We start from the raw sequence: 26743 nt of genomic DNA on the forward strand, positions 1-26743 counted from the left end.
TCATGCGCGAATCGCTTGAGCAACGCGTGCTCGCCATGCGCGCGCAGCGCGAGGCTGAGTCGCGTAGACGGCGTACGCGGACGATCACACGACGTGATGGCCTGCGTTGCGAAGTCGTCGGTATGCACGGCAAGGGTCAGTGGTTGCTGGAATTCTGCGGTAACGACTATCTCGGCTTGTCGCGGCATCCACGCGTGGTCGCTGCATTGCGCGATGGCGCGCAGGCACATGGCGCCGGCGCGACTGCATCGCATCTGGTCTGCGGCCATACTGCCGCGCACGATACGCTTGAGCACGAGCTTGCCGACTGGTTGCAGGCACCGCGCGCGGTGCTGTTCGGCAGTGGTTTCATGGCCAACCTCGCGGTGGTGCAGGCCATGCTGGGCGTTGGCGACGTCTGCGTGCAGGACAAGCTCAATCACGCCAGCCTGATCGATGCCGCACGGCTGTCTGGTTGTGCGTTGAAACGCTATCCGCATGCCGATGTCGATGCCGCCGCACGCCAGCTTGCTGCGCATGCTGATGGCGCGGCATTGCTCGCCAGCGATGGCGTGTTTTCAATGGATGGTGATATCGCACCGTTGCGTGCGCTGGCCGATGTTGCCCGTCATCAGCAGGCAGTCTTGTATGTCGATGATGCGCACGGCATCGGCGTGCTTGGGCCAAATGGGCGCGGCAGTGTCGCTGCTGCAGGATTGCATGTGCGCGATGTGCCATTGCAATTGGTGACGTTCGGCAAGGCACTTGGCAGCTACGGCGCCGCTGTCGTTGGCGACGAAGATCTCATTGCGCATCTCGCGGAAACCGCGCGTCCACACATCTACACCACCGCGTTGCCACCTGCGCAGTGCGTGGCAACGCTCGAAGCCGTGCGCATCGCACGCGATGGCGATGACCTGCGCAAACAGCTGCAGGCGCGCATCGGCCAGCTGCGCGAAGGTGCACACGCGCGTGGTCTCGAATTGATGGCATCGGACACTGCGATCCAACCCATGCTGTGTGGCAGCGACGCACGTGCAATGACGATGGCGGTAGCGCTGGAAGACCAAGGCTATTGGGTCGCGCCGATCCGCCCGCCGACCGTACCTGAAGGCCAAGCACGCTTGCGCATCACGCTGAGCGCGGCACATACGGCAAGCGATGTGGATGGCCTGCTGGATGCACTCGCGCATGCGAAGGAAGTGGTGCCGGCATGAGCGGCTTGCATGTGGAAGTGATTGGTCGTGGCCCACCGCTGGTGTTGCTGCATGGCTGGGCGATGCACGGCGGCGTGTTCGCGCCACTCGTCGAACGATTGAAGGCCACGCGCACGCTGCACATCGTTGATCTTCCTGGCCATGGCGACAGTCGTGATTGCGATGTGCCACTGACGCTTGAAGCCACCACGCAAGCGATCCTGGATGCCGTTCCGGCGGCGTCCTGGTGCGGTTGGTCGCTGGGTGGATTGCTTGCCTTGAATGCAGCAAACACGCAGCCACACCGCGTGCCTGCACTGATCATGCTGTGCGCCACGCCGAAGTTCGTGCGTAGTGATGACTGGCCACAGGGCATGCCGGTGGAGGTGTTCCGCAGTTTCGCCGACGGACTGCGCGACGACTGGCGCGGCACGCTGGAACGCTTCATCGCGCTGGAAGCATTCGGTTCCGATCATGCCCGCGACGAATTGCGGATGCTGCAGCAGGACCTGTTCGCGCGCGGCGAACCCGCGCCGCATGTGCTGGCCGATGGCTTGGCCTTGCTGGAAAACAGCGATCTGCGAGGATCGTTGGCGACACTGGGCGTGCCAAGCCTGTGGCTTGCCGGGCGTCGCGACCGGCTGGTCGATCCGCGGGCGATGCAGCAGGCATCAAGCACCACCCCGAACGCACGCCATGCGCAAGTTGAGCATGCCGGGCATGCGCCCTTCCTGACCCACACCGACGTGGTCGCGCGGCATCTGCTCGACTTTCTCGATGACGTCGCAGGCACAAGTGCATGAATGCACCTCTATTCGATTCACGCCAGGTGCGCCGCGCGTTCTCGCGTTCTGCAGCCAGTTACGCGGCAGCCGCACAACTGCAGCATCAGGTAGAAGCTCGCCTGCTGGAGTCGCTGGATTATCTGGATGACCCCGCGCTCAAGCGCGAACCGCCGCAGCGTGTGCTCGACCTTGGGTGCGGCACCGGCAGCGCGGCGATGACGATGCAAAAACGCTGGCCGAAGGCGCAGGTACTCGCGCTGGATATCGCATTGCCGATGCTGCAGCAGGTTCGGAGCGGATCGTCGCGCTGGGACACGTCGCGCTGGAATTTATTCGCGCGTACACCGCAGGCGCTATGCGCGGATGCACGCGCGCTGCCGTTGGCGGACGGATCGGTAGACGTGCTGTTCTCCAACCTGTGCCTGCAGTGGGTGGATGATCTCGATGCGGTATTGGCCGGCTTCCGCCGCGTGCTCAAGCCGCAAGGCTTGTTGCTGGTTTCGACGTTCGGCCCTGAGACGCTTTGGGAGTTGCGCGACGCTTTCGCGCACGCCGATGATCGCCCGCATGTCAGCCCGTTCGGTGACATCGCCGGCTTCGGTGATGCGTTGGTGCGCACGGGCTTCCACCAGCCGGTGATCGACCGCGAAGTGGATACAACGCACTACCAGGACCTGCCGTCGCTGATGCGCGAGCTACGTGCGATTGGCGCGACCAATGCGTTGCATTCACGCCGGCCCACGCTGACCGGGCGTAGGCGCTTCACCGCCGCTGCGCAGGCTTACGACGGCATGCGCGGCGAGGACGGATTGTTGCCGGCGACTTGGGAAACCATCAGCGCGATGGCGTGGGCACCCGAGGCCGGCACGCCGATTCGGGAAGACGGCATCGATGTCGCTTCGGTGCCGTTGTCGCGGATTCCGATTCGGCGGCGCTGACCGGCGGACCGCCTGCTTCCAGACTGGTCAGGCGGCGCTTGCCGTCACGAGTGCGAACAACTTCGGCAATGCGTCGAGGTCTACGTTGCCGCCCGACAGGATCAGGCCGACCTTGCTGCCTTCGAACAACGCGGAATTTGCCAGCACCGCCGCAAGTACCGTGGCCGATGACGGCTCCACCAATTGCTTACCGCGCGACCACAGCAGGCGCATCGCGGCAATGGTCTGTGCATCGTCGACGGTCAGCACGCGTGCATTGCTGTTGCGCAGGAGTTCGAAATTGATCGCGCCCATGCCGGCACGCAGGCCATCGCAAATCGTGTCTGGTATTACGTCGTGTTCAAGTACACCGCGCGCGAACGACTGTGCGGCATCGTCGGCACCGGCGGGTTCGGCCAAAAAGAGTCGGCAGTTTGGCGCCAGCGCCTGCATCGTCAGCGCGGTACCCGCGGCCAGTCCGCCGCCACCGACCGGCACGACCAAGGCGTCAAGATCGGGATGTGCAGTCAGCAACTCCAGTGCGGCCGTGCCCTGTCCTGCAATCACCTCCGTCGTCGTGTACGGATGTACCAATGTCGCGCCGGTATCGGCTTGCACCTGCGCACAGGCAGCTTCGCGTGCACTCAGGTTCGCGGCACATCGATGTAGTACGGCACCGCTGGCTTCGATCGCCTCGAGTTTGCTGCGAACCGCACCTTCCGGCACCACCACATGGCAGGCGATGCCGCGAAGCTGCGAAGCCAGCGCCAGCGCGGCGCCATGGTTGCCGGAGGAGTGCGTGACCACGCCGCGTGCTGCCGTATCGGCATCCAGCGCAAACACCGCATTGCACGCACCGCGGAACTTGAATGCGCCCACACGTTGCAACTGCTCGCACTTGAAATGCAGGCGCGCGCCGCTGATCGCATCCAGTGAACGGGAACTTGCGATCGGCGTCAGTCGAGCATGCGCAGCGATGCGCGCGGCGGCGGCAAGCACGTCGGCGAAGCGGGGCAGGGTATCGTTGGAAGACATCATGTACGCATGCTAACGCAGCAACTTGCGACTGAATGATTCAGGCAATCAATACGCCCATGAGACTGGATTAAGCACGGATTCAACGCGACAGGGCGATGCTGTGTGGGTATCGGACGAAATGCCAAAGGGGATCGCATCATGCTTCGCAAATTGCTGCTTCCAATGCTCGCCACCGCCGTACTGGCTGGTTGTGCGACGGATTACAACTATCGCAACGGCAATGGCGACTATTACTACGGCCAGCCACGCGTGGAATATCGAAACGTCGGCACGAATGGCTATTACGGTAGCTTCGGGTTGGGATATGGCTCTGGCGGCTACGGGTTCGAGTCGAGTTACTACTACGACCCCTTTGGCCGGCTGGTGTATGGCTATCCAGGTGGGTATTACGGATCCCCGTATTACGGTGGCAATGGCTGGTATCGGCCGCGTCCCCACCGCGGTCATGGTGACCGCGACGACCATGATGGCGATGATAATGACGGCGGCAACGGCAACCATAGTGACAGGCCACCACCGTGGCGTGACCTGGGCCGCCTGCAGCAGCGCGATGAAGACCAAAGTGGCTATCGCAATCGTGACGACAATGGTGACTATCGCCAGCGCCCCATCCGGCGCCCACGCCAAGAGTCACTATTGGAAGCGCCTCCTCGCCAGCAACGACCTGCTCCAAGCGCGCCGGTGATCCGCGAACGCAGTGAATCGTCGTCGCGAATGGGTGGGTTCATCGGTGGTGCCGCTCGTACGCAGGGCAAGCGCAATACGCCTCCAGAGGAATAGCGTGACGTTCATCACGAACGCACGCACCACTCGTCGGAGTACGCCTGACAATACGTGTCAGTCTGCGACCCGAACAAGGTAAGCTTTCTTTGCCGGCGACCTGTGGGGACCTCCGGATCCCCCCTGTTCCGTTACCCTGCAGTCGCCGGCACCTCTTCAACCAGCCCATTCGCGCGCTGGTTATCACCGGAAAAGCGGCTCCGAAAAATCGGGCAGAAATCCGGAAGAAATCCTGAACAAAAAAATGGGGGCCGGCTGTCCCCCGACAGCCGGCCCCCGAGCGTCCTCGTCGTGCGCAGAACCAGCCCCTGTTCCAATGCTGGTTATCGCTTGTGGCGTGCCACGCCGAGTGCTGACAGGGATAAAGCAGGAACCGTGCCAAGTCCGTGCCAAGCCTATGCAATACGCATCCGGCCTGTGTTGCAGTCCGCCCACGGGTAAAATCATCGATGCATGAATGACAGCTTCTACAGCTTCGACGTGATCGTGATCGGTGGTGGCCACGCCGGCACTGAAGCCGCGCTTGCGTCTGCGCGCGCGGGCGCGCACACATTGCTGCTCAGTCACAACATCGAAACCGTGGGCGCGATGAGCTGCAACCCGGCGATCGGCGGCATCGGCAAGGGTCACCTGGTTCGCGAGATCGATGCCCTCGGCGGGATCATGGCCAAAGCCGCGGATGCAGCCGGCATCCAGTGGCGTACGTTGAACGCAAGCAAGGGACCGGCGGTGCGTGCGACGCGTTGCCAGGCGGATCGCAATTTGTATCGGAGTTTCATCCGGCGCGCGGTGGAATCGCAGCCGAACCTGACCGTGTTCCAGGCCGCGGTGGACGACCTGCTGATCGAAGGCGATGCCGCTCGCGGTGTGCTGACCAATACCGGATTGCGTTTCCATGCGCCGGCCATCGTGTTGACCGCTGGCACTTTTTTGGCCGGCAAGATTCATATTGGCGAAACCCAGTACGCAGCCGGGCGCATGGGCGATCCACCGGCGACCACGCTGGCCGCCAAACTGCGTGAACGCCCGTTCGTGATTGATCGCCTGAAGACCGGGACGCCGCCACGCATCGATGGCCGCAGCCTGGACTACAGCGTGATGACGGAGCAGCCCGGTGACGATCCGCGCCCGGTGTTCTCGTTCATGGGCAGCACCGCCGATCATCCGGCGCAGGTCAGCTGCTGGATCACGCATACGTCCGAGCGCACCCATCAGATCATTCGCGACGCGCTGCATCGCAGCCCGTTGTATTCCGGGCAGATCGAAGGCGTGGGGCCACGCTACTGCCCCTCGATCGAGGACAAGGTGGTGCGCTTCGCCGACAAGACCAGCCACCAGATCTTCGTCGAACCTGAAGGCCTCGATATCACCGAGATCTATCCAAACGGGATCAGCACCTCGCTGCCGTTCGATGTACAGCTCGACCTGGTGCGCAGCATTGCCGGCTTCGAGCAGGCACACATCACCCGCCCGGGTTATGCGATCGAGTACGACTATTTCGATCCACGTGGCTTGAAGGCGTCGCTGGAAACAAAAGCAATCACCGGCCTGTTCCTTGCCGGCCAGATCAATGGCACGACTGGTTATGAAGAAGCCGCGGCACAAGGTTTGCTGGCCGGCGTGAATGCCGCGCGTTTCGTGCATGAACAACTGGCCTGGTCGCCACGTCGCGATCAGGCCTATCTTGGTGTTCTGGTCGATGACCTGATTACCCAGGGCACCATCGAGCCGTACCGCATGTTCACCAGCCGCGCTGAATACCGGCTGCAGTTGCGCGAGGACAATGCCGATGTGCGGTTGACCGCCATCGGCCGTGAGCTGGGGCTGGTCGGCGACGCGCGCTGGCAGCGTTTCGAGGCCAAGCGCGAGGCGGTGGAGATCGAGACCGCGCGCCTATCAGCCTTGTGGGCATCGCCGAACAATGCACTTGGTGCCGCCATCGCGCGCCACATCGGCATCGAGGTCAGCCGCGAGACCAATGCCATCGACCTGCTGCGTCGCCCGGAACTGGACTATGCGACCCTGATGCAGGTGCCGGAACTGGGGCCTGCTGTGAGTGACGCGAACGTCGCCGAGCAGATCGAAATCGAAACCAAATATTCGGGTTATTTGTCGCGCCAGCGCGAAGAGATCCAGCGCCAGCAGCGACATGAAACCACATCGATCCCGACCGGCTTTGATTACGCCACGGCCAAAGGACTATCGGCGGAAGTGCGGCAGAAGCTCGAACGCGTGCGCCCGCAAACAGTGGGCCAGGCGCAACGCATTCCCGGGATGACCCCAGCGGCTATCTCGCTGCTACTGGTCCATCTGGAACGTCAACGTCGCGAACGTGCGGCTTGAAGCAACGGAGAACGTCTTGAAAACCACCCATGCATGTTTGATTGGCTTGACCGTGCTTGCACTGGCCGCCTGCAAGCCCGCTGCGCCAGAGGCGCCCGCGACACGCGTTGCGAATGGCGATTATCAGCATGAAGTCTGGGCGCTACCAGCGGCCGCGGGATCGTCTTCGCCCGACCTCAGCATCGCGCCGGATGGGCGCCTGTTGCTGAGCTGGATCAACCAGATCAAAGGCCGGCGCAATGTGCTGCAGTTCGGCTCATACACCGACAAGGGTGGCTGGCAGAGCCAACCGCGCACGGTGGCGATCGGCCAGTCGTTGGTAGCCAACTGGGCGGATACCCCGCACCTGCTCGGGACGCCTGACGGCGCACTCTGGATGCAATGGCTGCAGGCCGATGCGACCAGTCCCATGGTCTACGACACTGTGCTGGCGCGCTCGCGCGATGGCGGCATGACCTGGCCCCAGATGACTCGCGTCAACAACGACGAAAAGGCAGCCGAGCACGGCTTCGCCGCGATGTGGGCGGAAGGCCAGGACAGCATCGGCATCGCATGGCTGGACGGTCGCGAAAGAGAGCCAGCGCACGGCGAGAAACATGATGCGGAAGGGTCGATGCAGTTGCGCACGCTGAATTTCAACCAGGATCTGGAGCGCGGCACCGAAATTGAACTGGATGGCAAGACCTGCGATTGCTGCCAGACCGACGCGGCGATGACGACGAAGGGGCCGCTGGTGGTCTATCGCGACCGCAGTGATGACGAGATTCGCGACATCGCAGTCGTGCGGCGCAACGCAGGCAAGTGGGGCGCACCGGTCAGCGTGCATGCCGATGGCTGGAAGATCGCCGGTTGCCCGGTGAATGGTCCGGCTATCGCGGCGAGCGGCAATGACGCGGTGGTCGGCTGGTATAGCGAAGCCGGCGATACGCCCGCACTGCGACTGGCACGCACGACCGATGCCGGCGATACCTTCGCGGCGCCGGTGGTCGTGGATTCGGGCAAGCAGGTACTCGGCCGGGTGGACGTGGCGATCGGTGAGAAGCAGGCGTGGGTGACTTGGTTGCGTGAGACCAACGGCGTGCAGACCCTGATGCTGGCGCGTTACACGCCGGACCTGTCACGCGAATTGCAGCGGATGGAAGTCGCCAAGCTCGAAGGCCGCGGGCATGCGACCGGCAGCCCGAAGCTGGTCGTTGACAGCACCGCCGCGTGGCTGGTGTGGACGGATGTCATCAAGGGCGCAGCGCACCTGCAAGGCGCGCGGGTCGTGCACTGATTCTTTCGCGTGCTGATCATCAAGAGCTGGAAGTAGCTGACAGTTGGTCTTTGGTGGTCAGCGCAGCTTGCGTAGGTCTGCCAACTCCGGCAACCAGGATGCTTGCTTCGACAGGATGCCGATGGCCGAGGAAATTTCCTTTCCACTTTCTGCGCGTTGCCCCGATGCCAGCAAGGCGCGACCAAGCACGCCGTGGGCGAGGCCGGTATCACGATGATCGGCGCTGAGTGCGATTGTGAACATCGTGATGGCTTTGCGTGCCTGCGCGGCCGACGCGGGGGCATCGCCAGTTGCCAGTAGCGCGCGCCAGGGTCGTCAAGGCGAAGGCTTCGCGACGGCTGTCAGGCGCAGAGGTATGCGCGCTTTTCAACGCGTCGCGCGCGTGCGCCAGCGCCGGTTGCGGAAGACCGTTTGCAAGTTCGGCCAGCGCCAGCATCGTTAAGGCATTTGGCGTGGCTTCGGCCGGCGAGCCGCCAGCTTGCACGTCCAGCCAGCGCTTTCGAGACAACGCCAGCGCTTCGGCATAGCGTCCTTGGTTGAGCAGGTTGTCGGCGCGCATGGTCCACCAGTACTTGGCGCATCGCGTGCGCGGACAACGCCAGCAGCGCCTTGCGGTCGTGCGGACGGAAGCCGTCGTCATTGGTCAGCTTTAGGTAGGTCTCGTTGACCAGAGAGGTGGTATCCAGCTCGCTGCCACCGCGCGGCGATTTTGACCCAAGGGGAACCAACATGCGTAACCGTCGAAATGCCAATCCCGTTCCTACCCGGCTTGCGTTGGCGTTGTCAGTGCTGCTTGCCGCCGCGTCTCTGCCTGCATTGGCGGCGGAGCGGTCTTGCCAGGATGCCGGCGGCACCGACATCGCTGGTCCAACCAATGAGGGCGTCGAGGACAGCGAAGGTGCCACGGGTGAAAACTCGACCTGTGACGCGCAGGCAAGTGCGTATGGCTTCCACAAGTTGGCAAGCGCCCAGAACAGCGGCAGCTATAGCAGCGCCTTCGGTGCTTTCAACACCGCCATTGGCGGCAATGCCAGCGCCTTCGGTTATTCCAACACGGCTTTTAGTGACAGCAGCGCCTTCGGAAGTGAAAAATATTCTTACGGAGTGGAAAGCGCTGCCTTCGGCTATCACAACACCGCCAGTGGTCCCAATAGCACCGCCATGGGCTATGAAAACACCGCAAGCGGCGCCTTCAGCAGTGCCTTCGGTAACGGAGCGCAGGCATTGAACGCAGGCAGTACCGCCATCGGCTACCAAGCTATTGCCGATCGCAATTTCGTGATTGCCGTAGGCAAGTCCGGCGGGGAGCACCAAATCATCCACATGACCGACGGCACCGAGGACTTCGATGCAGTCAACGTGCGCCAGTTGCGTACGCTGGCGACCTGGATGGGTAGCGGCGCGAGTTTCACCGGCGGCGTATTCAATGCACCGACCTTCACCATCCAGGGCATGAACTACGGCAATGTTGCCGCCGCGAAAGCGAATGCGGCTGCAGGTGATGCTGCAACCCTGACCGCATCGAAGACTTATACCGACACCACCGCAACGCAAACGCTGACTTCCTCGAAGTCGTACACCGACAGCAAGTTCGCAGCCTGGAACGACAGCTTCAGCCAGTACAAGCAGCAAGTGGATGTGCGTTTCGCGCAGACCGACAAGCGCATCAGCCAGATCGGTGCGATGGGCACGGCGATGACCCAGGTGGCGGTCAACGCGGCCAATGGCAGCGGCCCGAACGGACGCATCGCGATTGGTGTGGGCGCGCAGGGTAGCCAGGGTGCGGTATCGGTCGGTTACGGCAAGCGCATCGGTGATCGTGCATCGTTCTCGCTGGGTGCGTCTTTCAGCAGCGGCGAATCCTCGGTCGGCGGTGGCTTCGGTTTCGATCTGTAATCAGCAACGCAAGCATGACGACGGGAGCGGGCAACCGCTCCCGTTTTTATTTGTGCGACGCTCAGGTTCTTGCGGTAATTGGCGGGCACGGCGTGACCAGCGTTACCAGGCCTTAGCGGTCTCATCAACGTAGAGCGGAATCGTGCTCCGCAAACGCCATTGGCCCAATTGATCATGGAGCGTGACCCAGTGATCCTTGGCCCAATCAGGTGCCGTGGCTTGCCCACTTGTCTTGCGTGGGCAGGGATACTGATACGACGAACATCGGCATATCCAGAATGAATGAACCGACTGAACAGCTATACATCATTTCCTCTTTCCACCTGGCCTGAAAAGTAAATGCAGGATCGCTCATGTGCTCAATTCCTGTGACATAACGTCTGGGTCAAACAGCGCCGCGAAGCGCTGTCAGCTTTAAAGAACAGGTAGCCATCACTTGCACCATGCTGAAGTGTCTCCGTTCCCGTCTGCCTGCATGAAGCACTTTTTCAGCTTGGCAGGAAGCGGTTTAGATAATTGAATAGTCGTGAAATCATACCCACAGATCAGCCAGGTCTGTTCGGATTTATCGAGCACCCAGGTGCTGAGCAGACCGCCTTTGCTCTTCACTATGCTGTCTGGTTTCAGAAGCGCCATTTCTTCAGGTGGGCCATCCGAAAAGCCATAGACAGTTCCACGAAGCTTTTGATCCGTGACAGAAAACGTATTGGTCGAAGTTTGCCAGCCCTCTGCCGGAGAGGTGAGCGTCTGCTTGGTTGTGATGTTGTCTAGGCATGACAGGGGAAGTGTCGCCGAGGCGGTCTGGGCCGCGATTAGTAACAGTGTGTTAATCATGATTCCCAACTCCTGGGTTAAGCGAGACGCGAAGCTATCTTTGCTTGCACGAATAGTTAGTCGACTGAAGGAGCCAGATTGCACTTTGAGAGCTTGAAGCCAAGAATGCCACCAATAATTGCGCCGACAGGGCCGATTGCAAAGATACTGGTCATGGCCGCCTCAACTGAACTGTCATGCACATTTGATGACAGCAGGGAGATCGTCCAATAGCCGCAGAATGCGACTACAGCGAATCCTGCCAGAGCGGAAATCAAGGTTACGATCAGTCGTTTCATGTGGACGTGGCTCCCTGATACCTGAGTCAGACGCTGGGCCGAGTGCATTCAAAGCGAACCGTGCCAGGTTCCCGTCCTGAACCAGTTGCCGCGAAACTGCACCGCACGAGAATCGCGATTGATGCCGGATTCTCTTCGGTCGTATGTGCAATGACGCGTTCAACGTGGGGCATGGAAAACACGTTCTTCACCAACGCGTCTGTCATCTGGGTTGCGTATCCATTGCGCTGCCATTCGGGGAGTACGGAGTACCCGATCTCCACAGTGCCATTCGCGTCGGGTGGGCCGAAATAACCAGCGGCGCCAACGAGCGTTGAAGGTGACGTTTCATCAGCATCACGAATCGCGTACCAGCCATACCAACCTTCAGCCGCTTTCCCACCTTCTTCGAAGCAGGTACGAAAGAACTCCATGGCGTCACGATCGTACTCGCCGGAGGGCCATTCGGATGACACGGTCGCACACAGTAGTTCTCCGAGCAGCTCAGGTGTTTCCAGTTCGATGCGGATGTGCGCCAGCGTAGATACAATGAGGGTAATATTGTTAGTTCGTAAGTCCATATTTCAGCCAGCAAATAAAGAAAGTTCTACAGCGCGCGCATCTCGCGCTGACGAGTGGACTACTCGGTCGTCGCTGTCTTTTCCATGCTCGAAGCGGGCACGGTCGGATTGCCCGCCAAGCGCACGGCTTCATCCAAAGTTGCTTTGCGTTCTAGGTAAACCGGATGGGTGTTCGGGTACTGCTTCAAGGTGAGCATCAGGGCATCGCGCAAGATTGTTGTGGCCTCGCCGTAGCGATGCGCCTTGATCAACGTCTCGGCCAGTGCGTCCTGCAGTAACGCGTTCTGGTATGCCTTCGGCCCCAGGATCACGGACAGGCGGGCCATCGCATCGCGTTGGATGCGCTCGGCTTGCTGCAAGTGCCCCTGCCCGGCAATCGCGCGGCCCCACTGGCTTGCGGAGTACCAGGTGATGCCATCGTGCTCGCCATTGGACGTGCGCCGCATTTTGAAGGCGCGTCGAAGATCAGGTTCGGCTTGATCAAAAGCACCCTGCATCAAGTGCAGCCTGCCGCGGTTTGTTAGCAGCTCTGACAGTTCCAAGGTCTCGTCCAACGGCATCGCGGCTTCGGCTTGATCGAACAGGGCGGCGGCCGCCACGAAGTCTTCCTGCTGTACCTTCAGCGAGCCATAGCGCGACAGGATTGCTGCCAGTTGCCGGTGCCGGGCCGGCAGATACTTGCGCGCCAACACTGCTGCGCGCGTGTAGATCGGGTCGGCCTGATCATCGTGCTTGGCCTGTCGCAGCACACCTGCGAGTGTGACCAAGGGACGGATGAGCTGGGCGGATTCCAGGCCCTTGGCCAACTCGGTTTTGGCGATGACGTCGCGCAGCACTGTTTCAGCCTGCTGGTCCTGCCGGAGTTGCATGAGCAGCTGGGCGTATTGCGACCCGGCATCAAGCGTTTCCTGGTCGCGCGGTCCCAGGGTGGCGGCGATCTCCGCATAGGCGTCACGCGACATGACCAGGGCTTGGTCGCGCTCCTTGCGATTGATCAGGGCCGTGCTGAGGATTTGCTTGGCGCGCGCCACCACCAATGCCCGCGCCGGCGCCTGCGCGGAAGGCATGCCGATGATCCTGCGGGTGCGTTCGATCGCTTCGTTCTGGCGCCCGCTGCGTAGTGCCAGCAGCGCCAACTTGCGTTCGGTTTCGGCGACTTCCGTGCTTGCTCCGCCATGTTGGGCCTTGCGCGTGGCCAGCGCCTCCAGCAAGGTGCGATGCGCACCGTCAAGGTCGCCCAGGTTGGCCTGGATCTCGCCCAAGTCGGACAGCAGTTCGCCACGCAACATGCGGTCGCCCTGCAGTTTGTCATCCAGTGCACGAATGCCGTCGTCAACCAGCTGTGCGGGCGTGCGCAGGGTGCTGCCCTTGCGCGACAGCGGGTCCTGCTCACGGAACACCGACAGCACGAAATCCTTGACCTGTTCGGCGCGCGCAGCTTCGCGCTTGGCCTGGTTGGCTTGCGACAGGGCCACGCCGAATCCGGCCACCAGCGACATCACAATCAACCCCGCCATGACCGCAAACATGCGGTTGCGACGTAACCAAAGCCTGGCGCGATAACGGCGTCCGCCAGCGCGCGCCCGCACCGGTTGGCGTTGCGCGTAGCGGTCAAGATCGTCCTGCAGCGCCTGCACGGTGGGGTAACGGTCCTGCGGCAGGCGGCGCAGGCAACGCGCCACGATCGCGTCCAGATCGCCCGCGATTTCCTGCGGCAATAGCAATCCTGCGCCGCGCTCTTTTTTTGCCGCTTGAGAGGGCGGAGGAGGGTCATCGCGCAACAGGCGGTCAATCGCCTTGGACAATGGGGTGTCGCCGAACGACCACGGCAGGCGGCCGCACAGGATCTCGTACAGGACTACGCCCAAGGTGTAGACATCAGTGGCGGTGGTGATGGCCCCGCCTTCTATTTGTTCCGGCGCGGCATGGTCCGGTGTGAACGCCGTGGTATGCGTGTCGCGGAGCCCCTTCGCTTGCGGATCCAGAAGTTTGGCGATGCCGAAATCCAGCAGCTTCACCTGGCCGCTTTCGCTGACCAGGATGTTGGATGGCTTCAGGTCCCGATGCACCACCAATGCCGCGTGTGCATGGGCCACGGCGGAGCAGGCCTGGTGGAACAGCTTCAAGCGCGGCTGCAGCGGCAGCGCGTTGCTGCGGCAATGGTCAGTGATGGTGCGGCCCGGCACGTATTCCATGGCCATCCACGCGCGGCCATCATGTAAACCGCCATCCAGCAGCCGCGCAATGTTGGGATGCGACAACTGGGCAAGGATCTGGCGTTCTTCCTCGAAGCGTTTCGCATGCTGCGTCGCGTCGCCGTGCAGGACCTTGATTGCCACTTGCTGGACGAAGCCGCCTTCGGCGCGCTCTGCCAGGTAGACCTCACCCATGCCGCCGCGGCCGACCTGGCGCACGATCTGCCACACCCCGATGCGGGTGTCCGTGGCCAGCGGAGCGCTTTGCATCACGCCATCATCGGCATGCGTATGCAGATGCGGTGCATGGTCCAGTATCGATGCCCGACTCGATGCAGCCAGCATCGCTTCCAGTTCCCGACGAAGCGCCGGCGCATTGCGGCAATGGCGATCCAGGAAGGCAGCCTGTTGCGACGGCGTGCGTGCAAGCAAGTCCGGAAACAGGGCTTCAACCCTGGACCAGTCGACGGGGTCGTATTCACTGGGCGATGTCATGCGTGTTCCCCTTGCGGTGGGCATGATTACGCACGCGTCGCGGAATCGTAGCAAAATGGCGGAATGCAGGGAGCCGGAGTGCACCATGGATAGCCTTGCGGCTGGTACGCAGGATGTCACCGATAGCGTTGATGCCACGCATGCCCCGGGCGTGCTGGCAGCGGTGCACGACCTGATGCCGCTGCTGTACGAAGAATTGCACCGCACCGCACGCCGCGAACGCCGCAGATTTGCGGTGGGCGACTCGCTGGCCACCACGATGCTCGTGAACGAGGTCTACTTGCGGCTGGTGGGCTCGCCGGGATTCAACACACGCGGTCACTTTTTGGCGGTGGCCGCCGTGGCGATGCGCAGGATCCTGATCGAGGCGATCCGTTCGCAAATGCGGATCAAGCGCGGCGGCGAATTCCAGCGCGTGGACTTCGAGCATGCGCTGGAAGTCGAGATTGCCGATGACGAGAAAATCCTGGCGATCAATGATGCCTTGCAGGTGTTGGCCGTGCGCTCGCCGCGGTTGGCGCAGATTGTGGAATGCCGCTTTTTTGCCGGTTACAGCGAAGCGGAAACCGCGCAGGCGCTGGAAATTTCCGAACGCACTGTGCAACGCGACTGGGCTACGGCGCGTGCCTGGTTGCAGCGCCAGATCGAGCCGACCGACTAAGCGCTCGACTAGCCGCTGCGTCGCAGTGTGCGTGGCTGTGTGCATGGCGCCGCGCGTCATGCCTGTGCGGACTGCATGCTGGACGCGATGAACACATAGGCCTTGCTCCACGCGGTGCGCGAGGACGCATGGAATGCCGTGCCCAGGTGGCCAGAAAGTGCGTGCATCAGTGCTTCGCCCATGCGGTCATAGTCCAGTGCCAGGACACCGTAACAACGGTGTTCCAGCCCCAGCCAGGCCAGCTGTTCGGTGATCGCCTCTGACTGGTGCAGTTTGGCAACAAGGATCGCAAGCATCTGCATGAATTTAGCGCGGTGCTGCGGCATGTCGCCGTGGAAGATCGTGCGCAGATGCGGTGTTCTGGAAAACAACGCATTGCAAACGTCGGCCGCAAAGGCGTCTGCATCGTGCTGGAGATAGGCGAATTGCGTGCGCACCAGGGCGATCTCTGCGGGCGACAGCCAGGGTGATGTGTCGTCCGGGTTGGTTTGCAGTAAGCCATGCACTGAGCGTTGTCCCTGGATCCTGCCCACCGCGTTGGGGCTCAATTGTGCAATCGCCGTTTTCGCGGGAAACCCGCCATGTCGAAGTGAAGATATTCGGTGGTCATGTCCCGCACGTTGCCGGCCAATGCGTTGGCCACGGCACATGAAAAGGATCGCGTGCGTTACGCAAAGCATTTGCAGTAGCGGCCACCGGCTCAGAAAAAAAATAAATTGCAAATTTTTGGCGGGTTCTGGCTGGAACCGTCGATCCCATGAGTGAACCCTCGCGGCATTGGCCGCATCTCTCACCTGGAGTTACGGCATGAACCGCAGCAACCGCACCACGACCAATCCCACGCGTTTCGACCGCGCGCGTTACAACACGATGCGTCGCCGTTCGCTGTGCCTGGCGGTGTCCCTGCTGCTGGCGGGTGCTGCGCTGCCGGCGTTTGCTGACGCTGTCTGCCTGGACGCCAATGGGAATCCACTGCCCGCCGCGAACACCAACAAAGGTGCCGAGGACGGCGTAGAGAACGCCACCTGCACGGTTTCCTCCAGCGCATATGGCGAATACAACAATGCCAGCGGTGTTTTCAGCAATGCGTTCGGTTGGAAAAATATAAGCATAGGCAGCTATAGCAGTGCGTTTGGTACCGAAAACACCACCCTTGGTTATTCTGCTAACGCGTTCGGTTACTTAAACTCCGCCTCTGGCAGCTATAGCAGCGCTATCGGTGCCGCCAATGAGGCTACTACCACTAACAGCAACGCCTTCGGAAATAACAATCACGCCACCGGTCTCACGGCCAACGCATTCGGCTTTGCCAACCTGGCTAGCAGCCAATCGACTAGCGCCTTCGGTTACAACAACACTGCCAGTGGCATCCAGGGCAGTGCGTTCGGTGATAGCAACACTGCCAGTGGCATCCAAGGCAGCGCGTTCGGTTACACCAACCAAGCGACGTCGTTAAATTCCAGCGCCTACGGCAATCAAAACAACGCCTCTGGGATCCAGGCCAACGCGTTTGGGAATACCAATTTTGCTAGCGGTCAAAAGAGTAGCGCGATAGGTAGCTCTAACAACGCCGACGGCAAGTGGAGCAGTGCTGTTGGATACACGAACACCGCCAGTGGTGTCGAAAGCAGCGCGTTCGGTAGCGATAACAACGCCAGTAAGGATTACAGCTCCGCGTTCGGTACCAACAACGATGCCAATGCCTTCTACAGCAGCGCGATGGGTGCCAACAATACCGCCGACGGCGACTACAGCAGCGCGATTGGCTTGGCAAATCATGCCATTGGTGACAAGAGTACGGCGATCGGATATCTGTCGAAGGCACTGAACTATGGCAGCACAGCCATTGGCTACTCTGCCATCGCTGATCGCGATTACGCGATCGCAGTGGGCAGTGCGGGCAGCGAACACCAAATCATCCACCTGGCCGACGGCACGGAAGACTTTGATGCCGTGAACCTGCGCCAGTTGAATTCTGCAATTGCAGGCGCGGGTGGTTTTGGTGATTTCTCCGGTCTGGTGGGCGCGTTTGGTGGTGGTGCCAGCTGGATCAACGGCACGTTCAGCGCGCCCACGTATTCGATTCAGGGCAGCAACTTCAACAACGTCGGTGCAGCCTTTGCAGCCATTGACACCAAGCTGACCGCGCTGGGCAATGGCGGCAATGGGCAAGGCCCGGCAGGCCCGGCAGGCCCTGCAGGTCCCGCTGGTCCGGCAGGTCCCTCTGGCCCGGCTGGTCCTGCAGGCCCTGCGGGTGCAGCAGGTCCGGTTGGTCCTCAAGGCCCGGCTGGTGCAGCGGGTATGGATGGTTTGCAGGGTCCACAAGGCCCGGCCGGTGCGCCCGCCGATATCGTTGCCATTACCGAGCTATCAAACTCCGGTGATGCGGTCACGCTGGATGCAGCCAATGCACACGCTGATGCCGGTGATGCGGTCACGCTGGATGCGGCCAATGCTCATGCCGATGCTGGTGATTTAGCGACACTGGATGCCGCCAATGCGCATTCCGATGCGAACGATACCAAGACGCTGACCAGTGCCAATGACCATGCCGATGCCGGCGATGCCAGCACGCTGGCCGCCGCCAAGGCGAACGCGGCTACAGGCGATGCCGCAACGCTCACCGCATCGAAAACCTACACCGACACCACCGCCACGCAGACGCTGACCTCGGCGAAGGCCTACACCGACAACAGGTTTGCCGCGTGGAACGACACCTTCACCCAGTACCAGCAGCAGGTGGACAAGCGCTTCGGTCAGACCGACAAGCGCATCAGCCAGATCGGCGCGATGGGCAGCGCGATGACGCACATGGCGGTCAATGCCGCCAACGGCAGCGGTCCCAACGGACGCGTCGCCATTGGTGTGGGCGCGCAGGGCAGCCAGGGTGCGGTGTCGATTGGTTACGGCAAGCGCATCGGTGACCGCGCGTCGTTCTCGCTGGGCGCGAGCTTCAGCAGCGGTGAGTCATCGGTCGGCGGCGGTTTCGGCTTCGACCTGTAAGCGTCTGGCGGTTCCTTCAGGAGCCGCCGCTTCCATCACTCAACACTTCGCGGCATCGACCGCGTCCAAACTCTGGAGTTTCGGAATGAATCGTTCCAACCATAAATGTTCCACCCGCGCGCTTTCCAATCGCACGATGCGGCGTCGTTCGCTGTGCCTAGCCATGTCCCTGTTGCTGGCGGGCGCCGCCATGCCGGCTTTCGCCCTTGTTCCAGGAGACCCGTCTTGCTTGGATATCAACGGCAACCCGGTCGTCGCATCCACCAACCAGGGCAACGAAGGCGGCACCGACAATGCCACCTGTGATGCCACTGCATCCGCATATGGTCTGTACAACAACGCCAGCGCACAATTCAGCAGTGCGTTCGGCTATTTCAATATCGCCGCTGGCGAGGGCAGCAGCGCGATAGGCACCCAGAATTATGTCTACGCATTCGGTGGCTTCGCATTCGGCGGCTATAACGCAGTCAAGGCCAGCGACGGCGTGGCAATCGGCACAAACAATATGATTGCCCCTTTCGCGAATAACGGCCAGGCATTCGGGCGGAACAACACTGTCAGCGGCGCCCTCGGGCTCGCGTTCGGCTCCGGCAACGTGGCGAGTGGCCAGGACAGCTCAGCGTTTGGCAACGGCAACAACGCGGATGGCCTGAGGAGCTCGGCAATTGGCTTCAACAACGTGGCAGCAGGTCCGGACAACTCGGCAATCGGCAGCAACAACTGGGCCGGCGCTGTAGGTGCCTCCGCGTTGGGCTATGGCAATTTTGCCAGTGGCCAGAACAGCAGCGCCGTTGGCACTTCAACGGTCGCCAGCGGGAACGGTAGTTCGGCTTTCGGCTATCAAGCCAAAGCACTCAACCTGGGCAGCACCGCGATCGGCTTTTTTTCGGTTGCTGACCGCGACGCGTCGGTCAGTGTGGGACAGGCTGGCGCAGAACATCAGATCATCCATATGGCGGATGGCACCGAGGACTTCGATGCGGTGAACGTACGCCAGCTGCGTACGCTTGCAACCTGGATGGGTGGCGGTGCCAGCTTCACCGGCGGCGTGTTCAACGCGCCTACTTTCACCATCCAGGGCTCGAACTTCAGCAGCGTTTACGACGCCTTTGCCGCGGTGGATACCAAGTTGACCGCGCTGGGTGCAGGCGTGCCCGGCCCGCAGGGTCCGGCAGGCCCCGCAGGCGCCACGGGTGCGACTGGCGCCACAGGTCCAGCGGGTTCAGCAGGCCCCGTTGGTCCGCAGGGCCCGGCTGGTACGGCGGGTACAGATGGTTCCCAAGGTCCGCAAGGCCCGCAAGGTCCGGCGGGTGCAGATGGCATTAATGGCGTGGACCCGGCGTATGTCGCAGCTGCTGATGCAGCGACACTTGATGCAGCCAATGCCCACGCTGATGCTGGTGATGTGGCAACGCTGGATGCAGCCAATGACCACGCCGATGCAGGCGATGCCGCGACGCTTGCGGATGCCAATGACCACGCCGATGCTGGTGATGCCACGACGCTGGCAAGTGCGAAGGCACATGCCACTGCAGGCGACGTGACCACGCTGACCTCGTCGAAGACCTATTCCGATACCAAGTCCGCGTCGACGCTGACCGCTGCCAATACCTACACCGACAACCGGTTCGCGGCATGGAACGACACGTTCACCCAGTACCAGCAACAGGTGGAAACACGCTTTGCACAGACCGATCGCCGCATTGATCGCGTGGGCGCGATGAGTGGCGCGATGTCGGCTGCAACCGTCAACGCGGCTGGCCTGCCAGGCCAGAACCGCGTGGGCCTTGGCGTTGGTGTGCAGAACGGGCGTTCCGCGATGGCCGTGCAGTACCAGCGGCTAGTGCGATCCAATGCCAGTGTCTCGCTGGGTGGGGCGCTGTCGGGCGGCGATGCGAGCATCTCCGCCGGCGCTGGCTTCAGCTGGTGAAGCGATGGTGGTCCCTCCGCGAGGAGGGGCCGCCGTCCGGAGCATACGAAGATGACAACCAGGCGTTGGAATCACATTGTCCGCCGCGCGAACCTCGCCGACACCAGGGCGCTGGCATCGCTGATCAGCGAATCGGTGAACATCAAAGATGGCAGTGCAGACATCGCCGGCATGCCACGAATGGATGACAACGACGGCATGGCGCGGGCGGAGCTGCTGGATGGCGACATCGTCACCCTGGTGGCGGAGGCGAACGAAGCGCTGCAGGGATTCGTGCAAGTGTGCTGGAACGTCCGGCCGCCTTCGGCGGGTTGGATGCGTGGCGCAGTCGAACTCCGTCGGCACTACGTGCGCGTGCGGCACCGGGGTGCAGGCGTGGCCGCAGGTCTGCTTGAAGCAGCCGTTGACGTGGCGCGTGCGAAGGACGCTACAGGCCTATGGCTGAAGGTCGGCAAGGACGCCGGCCAGGCGGTCGCTTTCTACCAGAAATACGGGTTCCAGATCGCCGGCAGCAGCATCGCGATGGCAGACACGCTGTGGCGCGAGCGTTGGGTGATGCATCGCGCGGTGCGTGCACCTGCAAGGGTCCGGCCGAGTGCATTCGGCCGGACCGCTATTTTTCCTTGCGGTAATTGACCGACGCGCGGTTCTCGACCGTGCTCGATTCGATCTGGATGTTGAAGCCCTTGCGCAGCAGGTATTTCAGGGTCAACACCTGGCCGGTGCCGAGCAGCGATACGCCAAAGCCGACATACAACTTCGGTGAGAGGTATTTGCCGACACTGAGCACGTCGCCGCCGAGTGCGCGGGAGTTGCTGACGCCGGCATCATCCAGGCCAATCCGCGATCCGAGTTCTGAAGCCAGCAGACCGGTGCCCGCCGACAATGCAGATTTCGCCGAACCCAACTGTTGCGCTTCGGCGCCACTGAGGCTGGTCAATGGCCGGCCGAGTGTCAGGTAGGACAGCGCTTCGGTCTCGCTCTTGGCCGGATCGGAATACACCGAGGCACGCGGATCGGAGGCGTTGCCTTCGACGCGGATGCCGGCAGTCACGTCGCCGACCACGCGCTCGGCGCGGATGTCCAGGCGCGGGTCACCCACAAGATTATTGGCCCACAGCAGCCGCCCGCGGGTGATCTGCAGACGCTGGCCATAGGCGCGGTAGCGACCCCCAACATTCAGTTCACCGGTGGCGCGCATCTCGCGCCCGGGTGGCGCACGTACGCGCAGGCTGCCGCCGAGGGTGCCGGTCAGGCCGAAGCCTTTCAGGTTCACGGCATCACCCATGACCAGTTCAAGGTCGAGGTCGAGCGCATTGGGTGCATCGTGATTCGGATCAACCGGATCCAGCACCACCACATCGGGTGAAGTCGAGACGCCCTGGTCCAGGCGTTCCAGGTTGATGTCGGCTTCGGAGATCGTGACCTTGCCAGTGACCTGCAATGGCTTGCCGGCAGCGTAGCGCACGCTGATGTCGGGCGCGGCCACCGCGCGCAACTGGCGGGTCTCGGCGACCAGCACATCCTTGCCGCGCAGGTTGAGTACGAGCGGCGTCGACTGGTCGCGCCAGTCCAGCGTGCCATCGACATCCAGCGTGCCATGGCCCGAGCGCAATTTGCCGATGATGCGCGCGGTGCCGTCAGGTTGCGCCTGCAGACGTACGTCCCCGTCCTGTATTGCGATGCCGAGCGCCGGCAGTTCAGTGGCGAACTGCGTCAGATGACCTTCGCCGCCGATCACAGGCTTCCCGCGCGTGCCGGACAGGCGCACGTCGACATCAAGTTTGCCGGTGGGCTGCACGATGTCGGGTGAGAACAGTTCCAGCCAGGTCAGTTCATCGGTATCGAGGCGCAAGGTTCCGTCCAGTGGCGCGTAGTCGTCCCAGCCGGTCACGATATGGGCGTCGATGTGGCCCTTTGTATTGAGCCCGGCAGCGAGGTTGGCTTCGATCTTCTGCGGATTGAACGTGGCATCGAGCTTGAGATCGCGATAGCCGACCAGGTCGCGCTTTGCACGCGCGGTGTTGCGTACGCCGCCGTTTGCCGAGGTCAACGACAGATTCCCACGCCACGCATTGCCAGCGGGTTGCAGGTGAGCGATCAGTGCGACCTCGCCACTCAAGTACCAAGGCCGGCCATCGCTGCGATCCGGCAGGTAGGGCTTTAGCAATGCCAAGGGCAGCCCATTGCCCTGCACATCCAGTCCACGCCGCGGCCAGTCCGCATCCGCGCACAGCGTGCCACCACTGTCCGCGGCCAGGCAGCTGCTACTCAAGCTTCCGTTACTGCCATCCCACGACCAGCGCGCGGTGTCCTGTAGTGCCCACGTAGCGCCCTTGTCCAGCGCCAAGCGCAGTGATGCCAACGCGCCCTGCCAGCGCGTGCCCTGTTTGTTGGCGCTGCCGGTCAGTGCAAGCGTGCCGATATCGCCCTTCGCACTGCCTTCCAGTTGCAGGCGCTCCACCGCGCCGCGTGCGTGGATCCGCAGGCTATCCAATGGCAGGCCAAGTGCCAGACCACTGGCATCGACCAGCAGCAGGCCATTGCCGTTGCGCCAGGGCAGTTTGCCCTTGGCGACGAGATGCTGCGCGCGGTAGTTGCCATAGCCAAGCGCGTCGCCGACAAGGTCCACGTCCACGTCCGGCGCGGTGCGCGCGCCACGCAGGTGCAAGCTGCCGCGCACACTGCCATTGCCGTCCGGCAGCAGGTCGTTCAACTGCAGTGGTGCGAAGTTGGCATCCAGTTCGATATTCGAGGCCATGCGTCCTTTCGCGGTCACGCGGCTTTGCCCCAACGCCAGCACGACATCTCCCGCATAGGTACTGCCATCAATGTGCAGGCTGCCACGGCCGGAAAGCGGGCGTCCGCGCAACGTGCCACCAAGTTGCTTGGCATCGATGTCGGCAAGTAGTGCACCACTGTCACGGAATTCACCGGAGGTGGTGATGGTTCCATTCACTGCGCCGGACCAGTCCGGCAGGAAATATCCGGGGTCGAAACCTGCCAAACGCGCATCGGCATCCCAGCGCAGCGCGGGTGACCACGCGAGGTTGCCGGTCGCGTCCAGTCGACCACCAGGCATCACTGCATCGAGTTTGCGCAGGCGCACGCCTTCGCGGTTGCCGAGCCCGTCGAAGTCCACCGTCGCGCGCTTGCCGTCGCGTTGCAGGCGCGCATTGCCGATCGCCACCCATTTTTCCAGCGTGCCGGCGATCCCGAAGTCGGCATTACCCGCGATCTCAACCGCATCAGTACTACCGCGCCAACGCAGACCGCGCGCATTGACTGCAAACTTGAGCGACGAATTTTTCGGATCATGCAGATCGGCGCTGCCGTTGGCGCTGATACGTCCATCGAGCGCATCGATCACCAGCGGATGCACGCGCAACACCTGCTCGCCGAGGCTGAGTTTCGAAGGTCGCAAGGTCGCGCTGAAGTTGCCCTGCTTGAATGTGCCCTGCAGGTTCGCGTCACCGGCCACGCCATCGCCGCGAAGCTTGAAGGCGATCGGTGCCGATGCGGATGGGAATGTGGAGGCACTGCCGGTCAGCAGGCCGATGTCGAGTGCCGTGCTGTTCGCACGCAGCTGCCAGCGTGGTGCATCTTTTCCGCGCAAGGTGAGCGTTGCATGCAACGGCTCGGGTGCGTTGCCGCCGATTGCCACGTCCATCCGCGACAGGTCGCCACGCGCGAACAAACCAAGCCGCGCAGGCGTGCGTCCAGCGGATGCCGGCAACACCGCGCTGGCGGTGATGTCGCTGCGGAAGTTGTCACGCGGTGCGTAATCGCCATGTAAGGCAAAGCGCCCGCGATCGCTGTCGAAGCGGAAATGTTCGACATGCAGCTTCCCGGATTGCGCATCCAGTCCACCGCGCGCACGACTGATCGCAATCAGCGGCTCGCCTTCCTGCGTCACGCTGAAACCGTTGATGACGATGTCGTCCGCCCGCAGGGCGAGTGGCGGTTCGATCTGCGGCAACACATCCGGCCAGCGCGGCAGTTCGAACGGCGTGTCGCTGCGCGGCAGGTTGAGCGTGGCGCCGGTGACTTCCAATGCATCCAGCCGCAGGCGCCGACCGAGCAAGGGGCGCAACGCCGGATCCAGCATCACCTTGTCGGCATCGAACACGATCGTGCCCATCGCGCAGCTGGCCTGTTGCGTGGGCTTGCAGTCCGGGTCGCGCTGGCGTGGCATCGAGAAATGCACGCCATGCAGGATCAATGGGCCGGCTGCCGGGCCTTCGGCACTGCGCCAGCTGAGCTGCGTGCCCATCGGAAGCCGCGCCTTGATCTGCGCGAGCAATACATTACGCCCGCCTACCGTCATCACCAGCCAGTACAGCAGCACGCTTGCGAGTACGACCAGCGCCAGCGTGCCGAGGCCACTTCGGAGCGCGAGTTTGCGCCGACGCTGCCTGCGCAGTTTTGCGAGCTCGGCGATGTGCGCATCGCGCTGTGCTTCCGTTGCGTCTTTCGTCAGTGGTGCCAGGCCAAAGCGGCGATAGCGCTGGTAGCGCTCGCGCAGGCGGCTCATAGATCTGCACCAATATTGAGGTGCAACGTAATCGGCGAATCCGGCTGGTCCAGCCCGTGCGCGATGTCGATGCGTACCGGTCCGACCGGCGACTTCCAGCGCAGGCCGATGCCGACGCCCGTCCGCATCTGCGGTTTGCGACCGTTGAAAGCGCTGCCGGAATCTACGAACACGGCAGCGCCCCATGGGCCATACAGATAGCGTTCGTATTCGACGCTTGCGGTCAGCACATTCTTGGCGCCGGTGTAATAGTTGCCGCCGCCGTTGATCTGGATCCTGGGGCCAATTTCATGCCAGCTGTAGCCGCGCACGCTGCGGTCGCCACCGGCGTAGTAACGCAGGCTGGGCGGCAGGTCCAGCAGGTCGTTGCCGAAGGTGTGGCCGGCCTCTCCACGCACGATCAGCCGATCATCCGGCCCAAATCCATGGAACCACTGGCCACGCAGATAGAGCTGCGCGAAATTGGCGCCATTGGCACCGCTGCCCTTGCCGCCCTGGACCACTGCGCTGGCGCCGAAGCCGCGGCGCGGTGCAAGGCGATTGTCGACGTCGATGTAATCGGCACCCAGCGAGGGATAGGCGAGCGTCGCGAAGCGGTAGTCGATCACCGCCAGCGCGCCACCGCCGTTATCGGCGACGTTGAATGCCCAGCGTTCGCGCAATACGTGCAGAGAGGCAACCAGATTGAGCCTTGAATTGAACTGGCCGCTGCGGCTCGCGACCAATTCGAGCCGCCTCGAATTGATATAGCGATTGGCCTCATCGACCGCCTGCGCGCTTGCGGTGTACCAGCCGTCCAGCCAGGCGAACGCCGGCATGCGGTATTGCAGGGTCAGCGCCTTGCGGTCGCGTGCATAGTCCAACTGGCCAAGTGCCTTGTGCCCGCGCGTGTTGAGATAGCGGCGCTCCACGCCGAGATTGACGCCGGGCCCGCTGACGGTGCCGTAGCTCAGGCCAGTGGTGTAGATGCTGCGCGGTGCTGGGGTCAGGTTGACCTGCACGGGCACGATCTTGTCGTCGCCGGCTTGTTCCGGTTGCGGCAGCACTTCGACCAGGCCGAAATAATCCAGCGCGACCAGTGACTGCCGTAATTGTTCAAGCTCGGCTTCGTCATAGGGTTGGTTCTCGTCCCAGTTGACCAGCTTGTGCAGCAGCTTGTCGCGGATGATGGTCTTGGGCGCCTGGATGAAAGTCGCCTCGCCAAGTACGAAGCGCTTGCCACTGGTCCATCGCAGGTCGATGTCGGCGGCGAAGTCGGCGCGGGTCACTTCGACACGGCGCGCGGCGAAATCCGCATCGAAATAACCATGTGTCGCCAGTGCGCGGTTGACCTTGCCCTTGCTGGTTTCGTACAGCGTGTGGTTCAGCACCTCGCCCTTGCGTGGCACGAACGCCGACAGCGCCGATTGCACCGATGCATCGTGGTCGGCTTCGCCATCCATGCCCAGGGTGAAGCCACGGATGCGCACCGGCTTGCCCGGTTCAACATGGATGCTGACGGTCAGGGTACGGACGCGGCGGGCCTGGCGAAGTTGCTTTGCGTTTCCATCCTGGTTGTCTGCAGCGGGCACGTCATCATCGGCATCGGGATCGACATCGCGTGCATCCGCGTCTTCCGATGCGCTGCGGTCGCTGCGCTGGATGGTGATCGTGGGCGAGTAGTATCCGAACGGTTGCAATGCCTCGCGGGTTTCCGCCTCGGCTTCGCGCAGCAGGTAGTTGAGCCGGCGGCCACTTACGTCCTTGCCCACAGCTTCGTTCAACGACAGCGCGGTGCGGACGTTGTCGGCGAGGCGTTCATTGTCGGCACCGGTGACCTTGACCTCGACCCTGGTGACTGTGATCGCCAGCGCGGGCATCGCGATCACCAAGCAACAGGCGGCAATGCTCAGGCGAACAACAGTCAGGCGTAGGAGGGCTGGCGGCATCGATGCAGGATACCGGCCCAATGTTGAGGCCGGGTCAACGTTGCATGAATTGATGGTGCTGGCTGCTGGCTTCGCGACGGCGAGAGCGGCGGGTGTTTGGCGCAGCGGCCTTTAG

The 26743-nt window shown here is 62.4% G+C and carries 22 protein-coding genes; 11 read left to right on the top strand and 11 right to left on the bottom strand.

Annotation, left to right across the window (positions count from 1 at the left end; translation table 11 throughout):
• Positions 1–2 precede the first annotated feature (2 nt).
• Genes bioF through bioC form a run of 3 tightly spaced genes read left to right on the top strand, consistent with a single transcriptional unit; the run spans position 3 to position 2898 of the window.
• Entirely contained in the window at positions 3–1196 is a 1194-nt protein-coding gene (bioF, locus tag PSV05_RS03960) for an 8-amino-7-oxononanoate synthase (protein WP_300061787.1), read from the top strand.
• Between the two features lie 5 nt (positions 1197–1201).
• On the top strand, positions 1202–1978 hold the full coding sequence (bioH, locus tag PSV05_RS03965) for a pimeloyl-ACP methyl ester esterase BioH (RefSeq protein ID WP_300062258.1): 777 nt from the start codon (positions 1202–1204) through the stop codon (positions 1976–1978).
• Positions 1975–2898, top strand: a complete 924-nt coding sequence (gene bioC / locus PSV05_RS03970; protein ID WP_300061790.1) for a malonyl-ACP O-methyltransferase BioC — start codon at positions 1975–1977, stop codon at positions 2896–2898. Before bioH ends, bioC begins: the two co-directional genes overlap by 4 nt.
• Before the next feature lie 27 nt (positions 2899–2925).
• Here the strand turns inward: bioC and PSV05_RS03975 are convergent, their stop codons facing one another.
• The gene (locus PSV05_RS03975) at positions 2926–3915 is read right to left on the bottom strand and encodes a pyridoxal-phosphate dependent enzyme (protein ID WP_300061793.1); all 990 of its coding nucleotides are present in this window, start codon (positions 3913–3915) and stop codon (positions 2926–2928) included.
• Between the two features lie 138 nt (positions 3916–4053).
• On the opposite strand from PSV05_RS03975, the gene PSV05_RS03980 reads away from it, so the two are divergent.
• The 3 genes from PSV05_RS03980 to PSV05_RS03990 all read left to right on the top strand — a co-directional run bounded on the left by PSV05_RS03980 (position 4054) and on the right by PSV05_RS03990 (position 8314).
• Positions 4054–4695 (top strand): hypothetical protein, encoded by a 642-nt coding sequence (locus PSV05_RS03980; protein WP_300061796.1) that lies wholly within the window; start codon positions 4054–4056, stop codon positions 4693–4695.
• Between the two features lie 453 nt (positions 4696–5148).
• Positions 5149–7038 carry a tRNA uridine-5-carboxymethylaminomethyl(34) synthesis enzyme MnmG gene (mnmG, locus tag PSV05_RS03985; RefSeq protein ID WP_300061799.1) on the top strand — a complete coding sequence of 630 codons (1890 nt, stop codon included), beginning with the start codon at positions 5149–5151 and terminating at the stop codon, positions 7036–7038.
• Between the two features lie 16 nt (positions 7039–7054).
• A complete protein-coding gene (locus PSV05_RS03990) occupies positions 7055–8314 on the top strand; it encodes a hypothetical protein (RefSeq protein ID WP_300061802.1) in 1260 nt (419 codons plus the stop codon).
• Positions 8315–8371: 57 nt separating this feature from the next.
• On the opposite strand, the gene PSV05_RS03995 is transcribed toward PSV05_RS03990, so the two are convergent.
• Both PSV05_RS03995 and PSV05_RS04000 read right to left on the bottom strand, forming a co-directional pair.
• Positions 8372–8557: a hypothetical protein gene (locus PSV05_RS03995; protein ID WP_300061804.1), complete on the bottom strand. Its 186-nt coding sequence runs from the start codon at positions 8555–8557 to the stop codon at positions 8372–8374.
• Complete coding sequence (locus PSV05_RS04000) at positions 8523–8873, bottom strand: hypothetical protein (RefSeq protein WP_300061807.1); 351 nt, start codon at positions 8871–8873, stop codon at positions 8523–8525. The genes PSV05_RS03995 and PSV05_RS04000 overlap by 35 nt, the downstream gene beginning before the upstream one ends.
• A gap of 170 nt (positions 8874–9043) precedes the next feature.
• Between PSV05_RS04000 and PSV05_RS04005 the strand changes: the two genes are divergently transcribed.
• Positions 9044–10210, top strand: a complete 1167-nt coding sequence (locus PSV05_RS04005) for a YadA-like family protein (RefSeq protein ID WP_300061809.1) — start codon at positions 9044–9046, stop codon at positions 10208–10210.
• A 205-nt stretch (positions 10211–10415) separates the two neighbouring features.
• Here PSV05_RS04005 and PSV05_RS04010 read toward each other — a convergent pair whose 3' ends face one another.
• The 5 genes from PSV05_RS04010 to PSV05_RS04030 form a co-directional block, all read right to left on the bottom strand.
• On the bottom strand, positions 10416–10565 hold the full coding sequence (locus PSV05_RS04010; protein WP_300061811.1) for a hypothetical protein: 150 nt from the start codon (positions 10563–10565) through the stop codon (positions 10416–10418).
• A gap of 77 nt (positions 10566–10642) precedes the next feature.
• Complete coding sequence (locus tag PSV05_RS04015) at positions 10643–11044, bottom strand: STY0301 family protein (RefSeq protein WP_300061814.1); 402 nt, start codon at positions 11042–11044, stop codon at positions 10643–10645.
• 56 nt (positions 11045–11100) lie between these two features.
• Complete coding sequence (locus tag PSV05_RS04020) at positions 11101–11322, bottom strand: hypothetical protein (protein ID WP_300061817.1); 222 nt, start codon at positions 11320–11322, stop codon at positions 11101–11103.
• Positions 11323–11348: 26 nt separating this feature from the next.
• Entirely contained in the window at positions 11349–11882 is a 534-nt protein-coding gene (locus PSV05_RS04025) for a GNAT family N-acetyltransferase (RefSeq protein WP_300061820.1), read from the bottom strand.
• Between the two features lie 59 nt (positions 11883–11941).
• Positions 11942–14572: a serine/threonine-protein kinase gene (locus tag PSV05_RS04030; protein WP_300061822.1), complete on the bottom strand. Its 2631-nt coding sequence runs from the start codon at positions 14570–14572 to the stop codon at positions 11942–11944.
• Positions 14573–14657: 85 nt separating this feature from the next.
• Here PSV05_RS04030 and PSV05_RS04035 point away from each other — a divergent pair, with 85 nt between their 5' ends.
• Positions 14658–15233, top strand: coding sequence for an ECF-type sigma factor (locus PSV05_RS04035; RefSeq protein ID WP_300061825.1), 576 nt, complete (start codon positions 14658–14660; stop codon positions 15231–15233).
• A 56-nt stretch (positions 15234–15289) separates the two neighbouring features.
• Here PSV05_RS04035 and PSV05_RS04040 read toward each other — a convergent pair whose 3' ends face one another.
• The gene (locus PSV05_RS04040) at positions 15290–15781 is read right to left on the bottom strand and encodes a globin domain-containing protein (protein ID WP_300061828.1); all 492 of its coding nucleotides are present in this window, start codon (positions 15779–15781) and stop codon (positions 15290–15292) included.
• Positions 15782–16040: 259 nt separating this feature from the next.
• On the opposite strand from PSV05_RS04040, the gene PSV05_RS04045 reads away from it, so the two are divergent.
• From PSV05_RS04045 to PSV05_RS04055, 3 genes are all read left to right on the top strand, one after another.
• Entirely contained in the window at positions 16041–18236 is a 2196-nt protein-coding gene (locus tag PSV05_RS04045; protein WP_300061831.1) for a hypothetical protein, read from the top strand.
• A 229-nt stretch (positions 18237–18465) separates the two neighbouring features.
• Complete coding sequence (locus PSV05_RS04050) at positions 18466–20166, top strand: YadA-like family protein (protein ID WP_300061834.1); 1701 nt, start codon at positions 18466–18468, stop codon at positions 20164–20166.
• 51 nt (positions 20167–20217) lie between these two features.
• Positions 20218–20802: a GNAT family N-acetyltransferase gene (locus PSV05_RS04055; protein WP_300061837.1), complete on the top strand. Its 585-nt coding sequence runs from the start codon at positions 20218–20220 to the stop codon at positions 20800–20802.
• Here PSV05_RS04055 and PSV05_RS04060 read toward each other — a convergent pair.
• Together PSV05_RS04060 and PSV05_RS04065 are read right to left on the bottom strand one after the other, a co-directional pair.
• On the bottom strand, positions 20780–24700 hold the full coding sequence (locus PSV05_RS04060; protein WP_300061840.1) for a translocation/assembly module TamB domain-containing protein: 3921 nt from the start codon (positions 24698–24700) through the stop codon (positions 20780–20782). The two genes, PSV05_RS04055 and PSV05_RS04060, sit on opposite strands and share 23 nt — an antisense overlap.
• Positions 24697–26628, bottom strand: a complete 1932-nt coding sequence (locus PSV05_RS04065) for an autotransporter assembly complex family protein (RefSeq protein WP_300061843.1) — start codon at positions 26626–26628, stop codon at positions 24697–24699. The genes PSV05_RS04060 and PSV05_RS04065 overlap by 4 nt, the downstream gene beginning before the upstream one ends.
• Positions 26629–26743 lie beyond the last annotated feature (115 nt).

It is taken from the genome of Thermomonas sp., from assembly GCF_029945965.1.
Lineage (GTDB): Bacteria > Pseudomonadota > Gammaproteobacteria > Xanthomonadales > Xanthomonadaceae > Thermomonas.

Excerpts from the sequence above, each read along its gene's own strand:
- PSV05_RS04065 (WP_300061843.1), bottom strand. The coding sequence starts at position 26,628 with ATGCCGCCAGCCCTCCTACGCCTGACTGTTGTTCGCCTGAGCATTGCC.
- PSV05_RS04015 (WP_300061814.1), bottom strand. The coding sequence starts at position 11,044 with ATGATTAACACACTGTTACTAATCGCGGCCCAGACCGCCTCGGCGACA.
- PSV05_RS03995 (WP_300061804.1), bottom strand. The coding sequence starts at position 8,557 with ATGTTCACAATCGCACTCAGCGCCGATCATCGTGATACCGGCCTCGCC.
- PSV05_RS04060 (WP_300061840.1), bottom strand. The coding sequence starts at position 24,700 with ATGAGCCGCCTGCGCGAGCGCTACCAGCGCTATCGCCGCTTTGGCCTG.
- PSV05_RS04030 (WP_300061822.1), bottom strand. The coding sequence starts at position 14,572 with ATGACATCGCCCAGTGAATACGACCCCGTCGACTGGTCCAGGGTTGAA.
- PSV05_RS04020 (WP_300061817.1), bottom strand. The coding sequence starts at position 11,322 with ATGAAACGACTGATCGTAACCTTGATTTCCGCTCTGGCAGGATTCGCT.
- mnmG (WP_300061799.1), top strand. The coding sequence starts at position 5,149 with ATGAATGACAGCTTCTACAGCTTCGACGTGATCGTGATCGGTGGTGGC.
- PSV05_RS03975 (WP_300061793.1), bottom strand. The coding sequence starts at position 3,915 with ATGATGTCTTCCAACGATACCCTGCCCCGCTTCGCCGACGTGCTTGCC.
- bioF (WP_300061787.1), top strand. The coding sequence starts at position 3 with ATGCGCGAATCGCTTGAGCAACGCGTGCTCGCCATGCGCGCGCAGCGC.
- PSV05_RS04005 (WP_300061809.1), top strand. The coding sequence starts at position 9,044 with ATGCGTAACCGTCGAAATGCCAATCCCGTTCCTACCCGGCTTGCGTTG.
- PSV05_RS04000 (WP_300061807.1), bottom strand. The coding sequence starts at position 8,873 with ATGCGCGCCGACAACCTGCTCAACCAAGGACGCTATGCCGAAGCGCTG.
- bioC (WP_300061790.1), top strand. The coding sequence starts at position 1,975 with ATGAATGCACCTCTATTCGATTCACGCCAGGTGCGCCGCGCGTTCTCG.
- PSV05_RS03980 (WP_300061796.1), top strand. The coding sequence starts at position 4,054 with ATGCTTCGCAAATTGCTGCTTCCAATGCTCGCCACCGCCGTACTGGCT.
- PSV05_RS04055 (WP_300061837.1), top strand. The coding sequence starts at position 20,218 with ATGACAACCAGGCGTTGGAATCACATTGTCCGCCGCGCGAACCTCGCC.
- PSV05_RS04035 (WP_300061825.1), top strand. The coding sequence starts at position 14,658 with ATGGATAGCCTTGCGGCTGGTACGCAGGATGTCACCGATAGCGTTGAT.
- PSV05_RS04025 (WP_300061820.1), bottom strand. The coding sequence starts at position 11,882 with ATGGACTTACGAACTAACAATATTACCCTCATTGTATCTACGCTGGCG.
- PSV05_RS04045 (WP_300061831.1), top strand. The coding sequence starts at position 16,041 with ATGAACCGCAGCAACCGCACCACGACCAATCCCACGCGTTTCGACCGC.
- PSV05_RS04010 (WP_300061811.1), bottom strand. The coding sequence starts at position 10,565 with ATGAGCGATCCTGCATTTACTTTTCAGGCCAGGTGGAAAGAGGAAATG.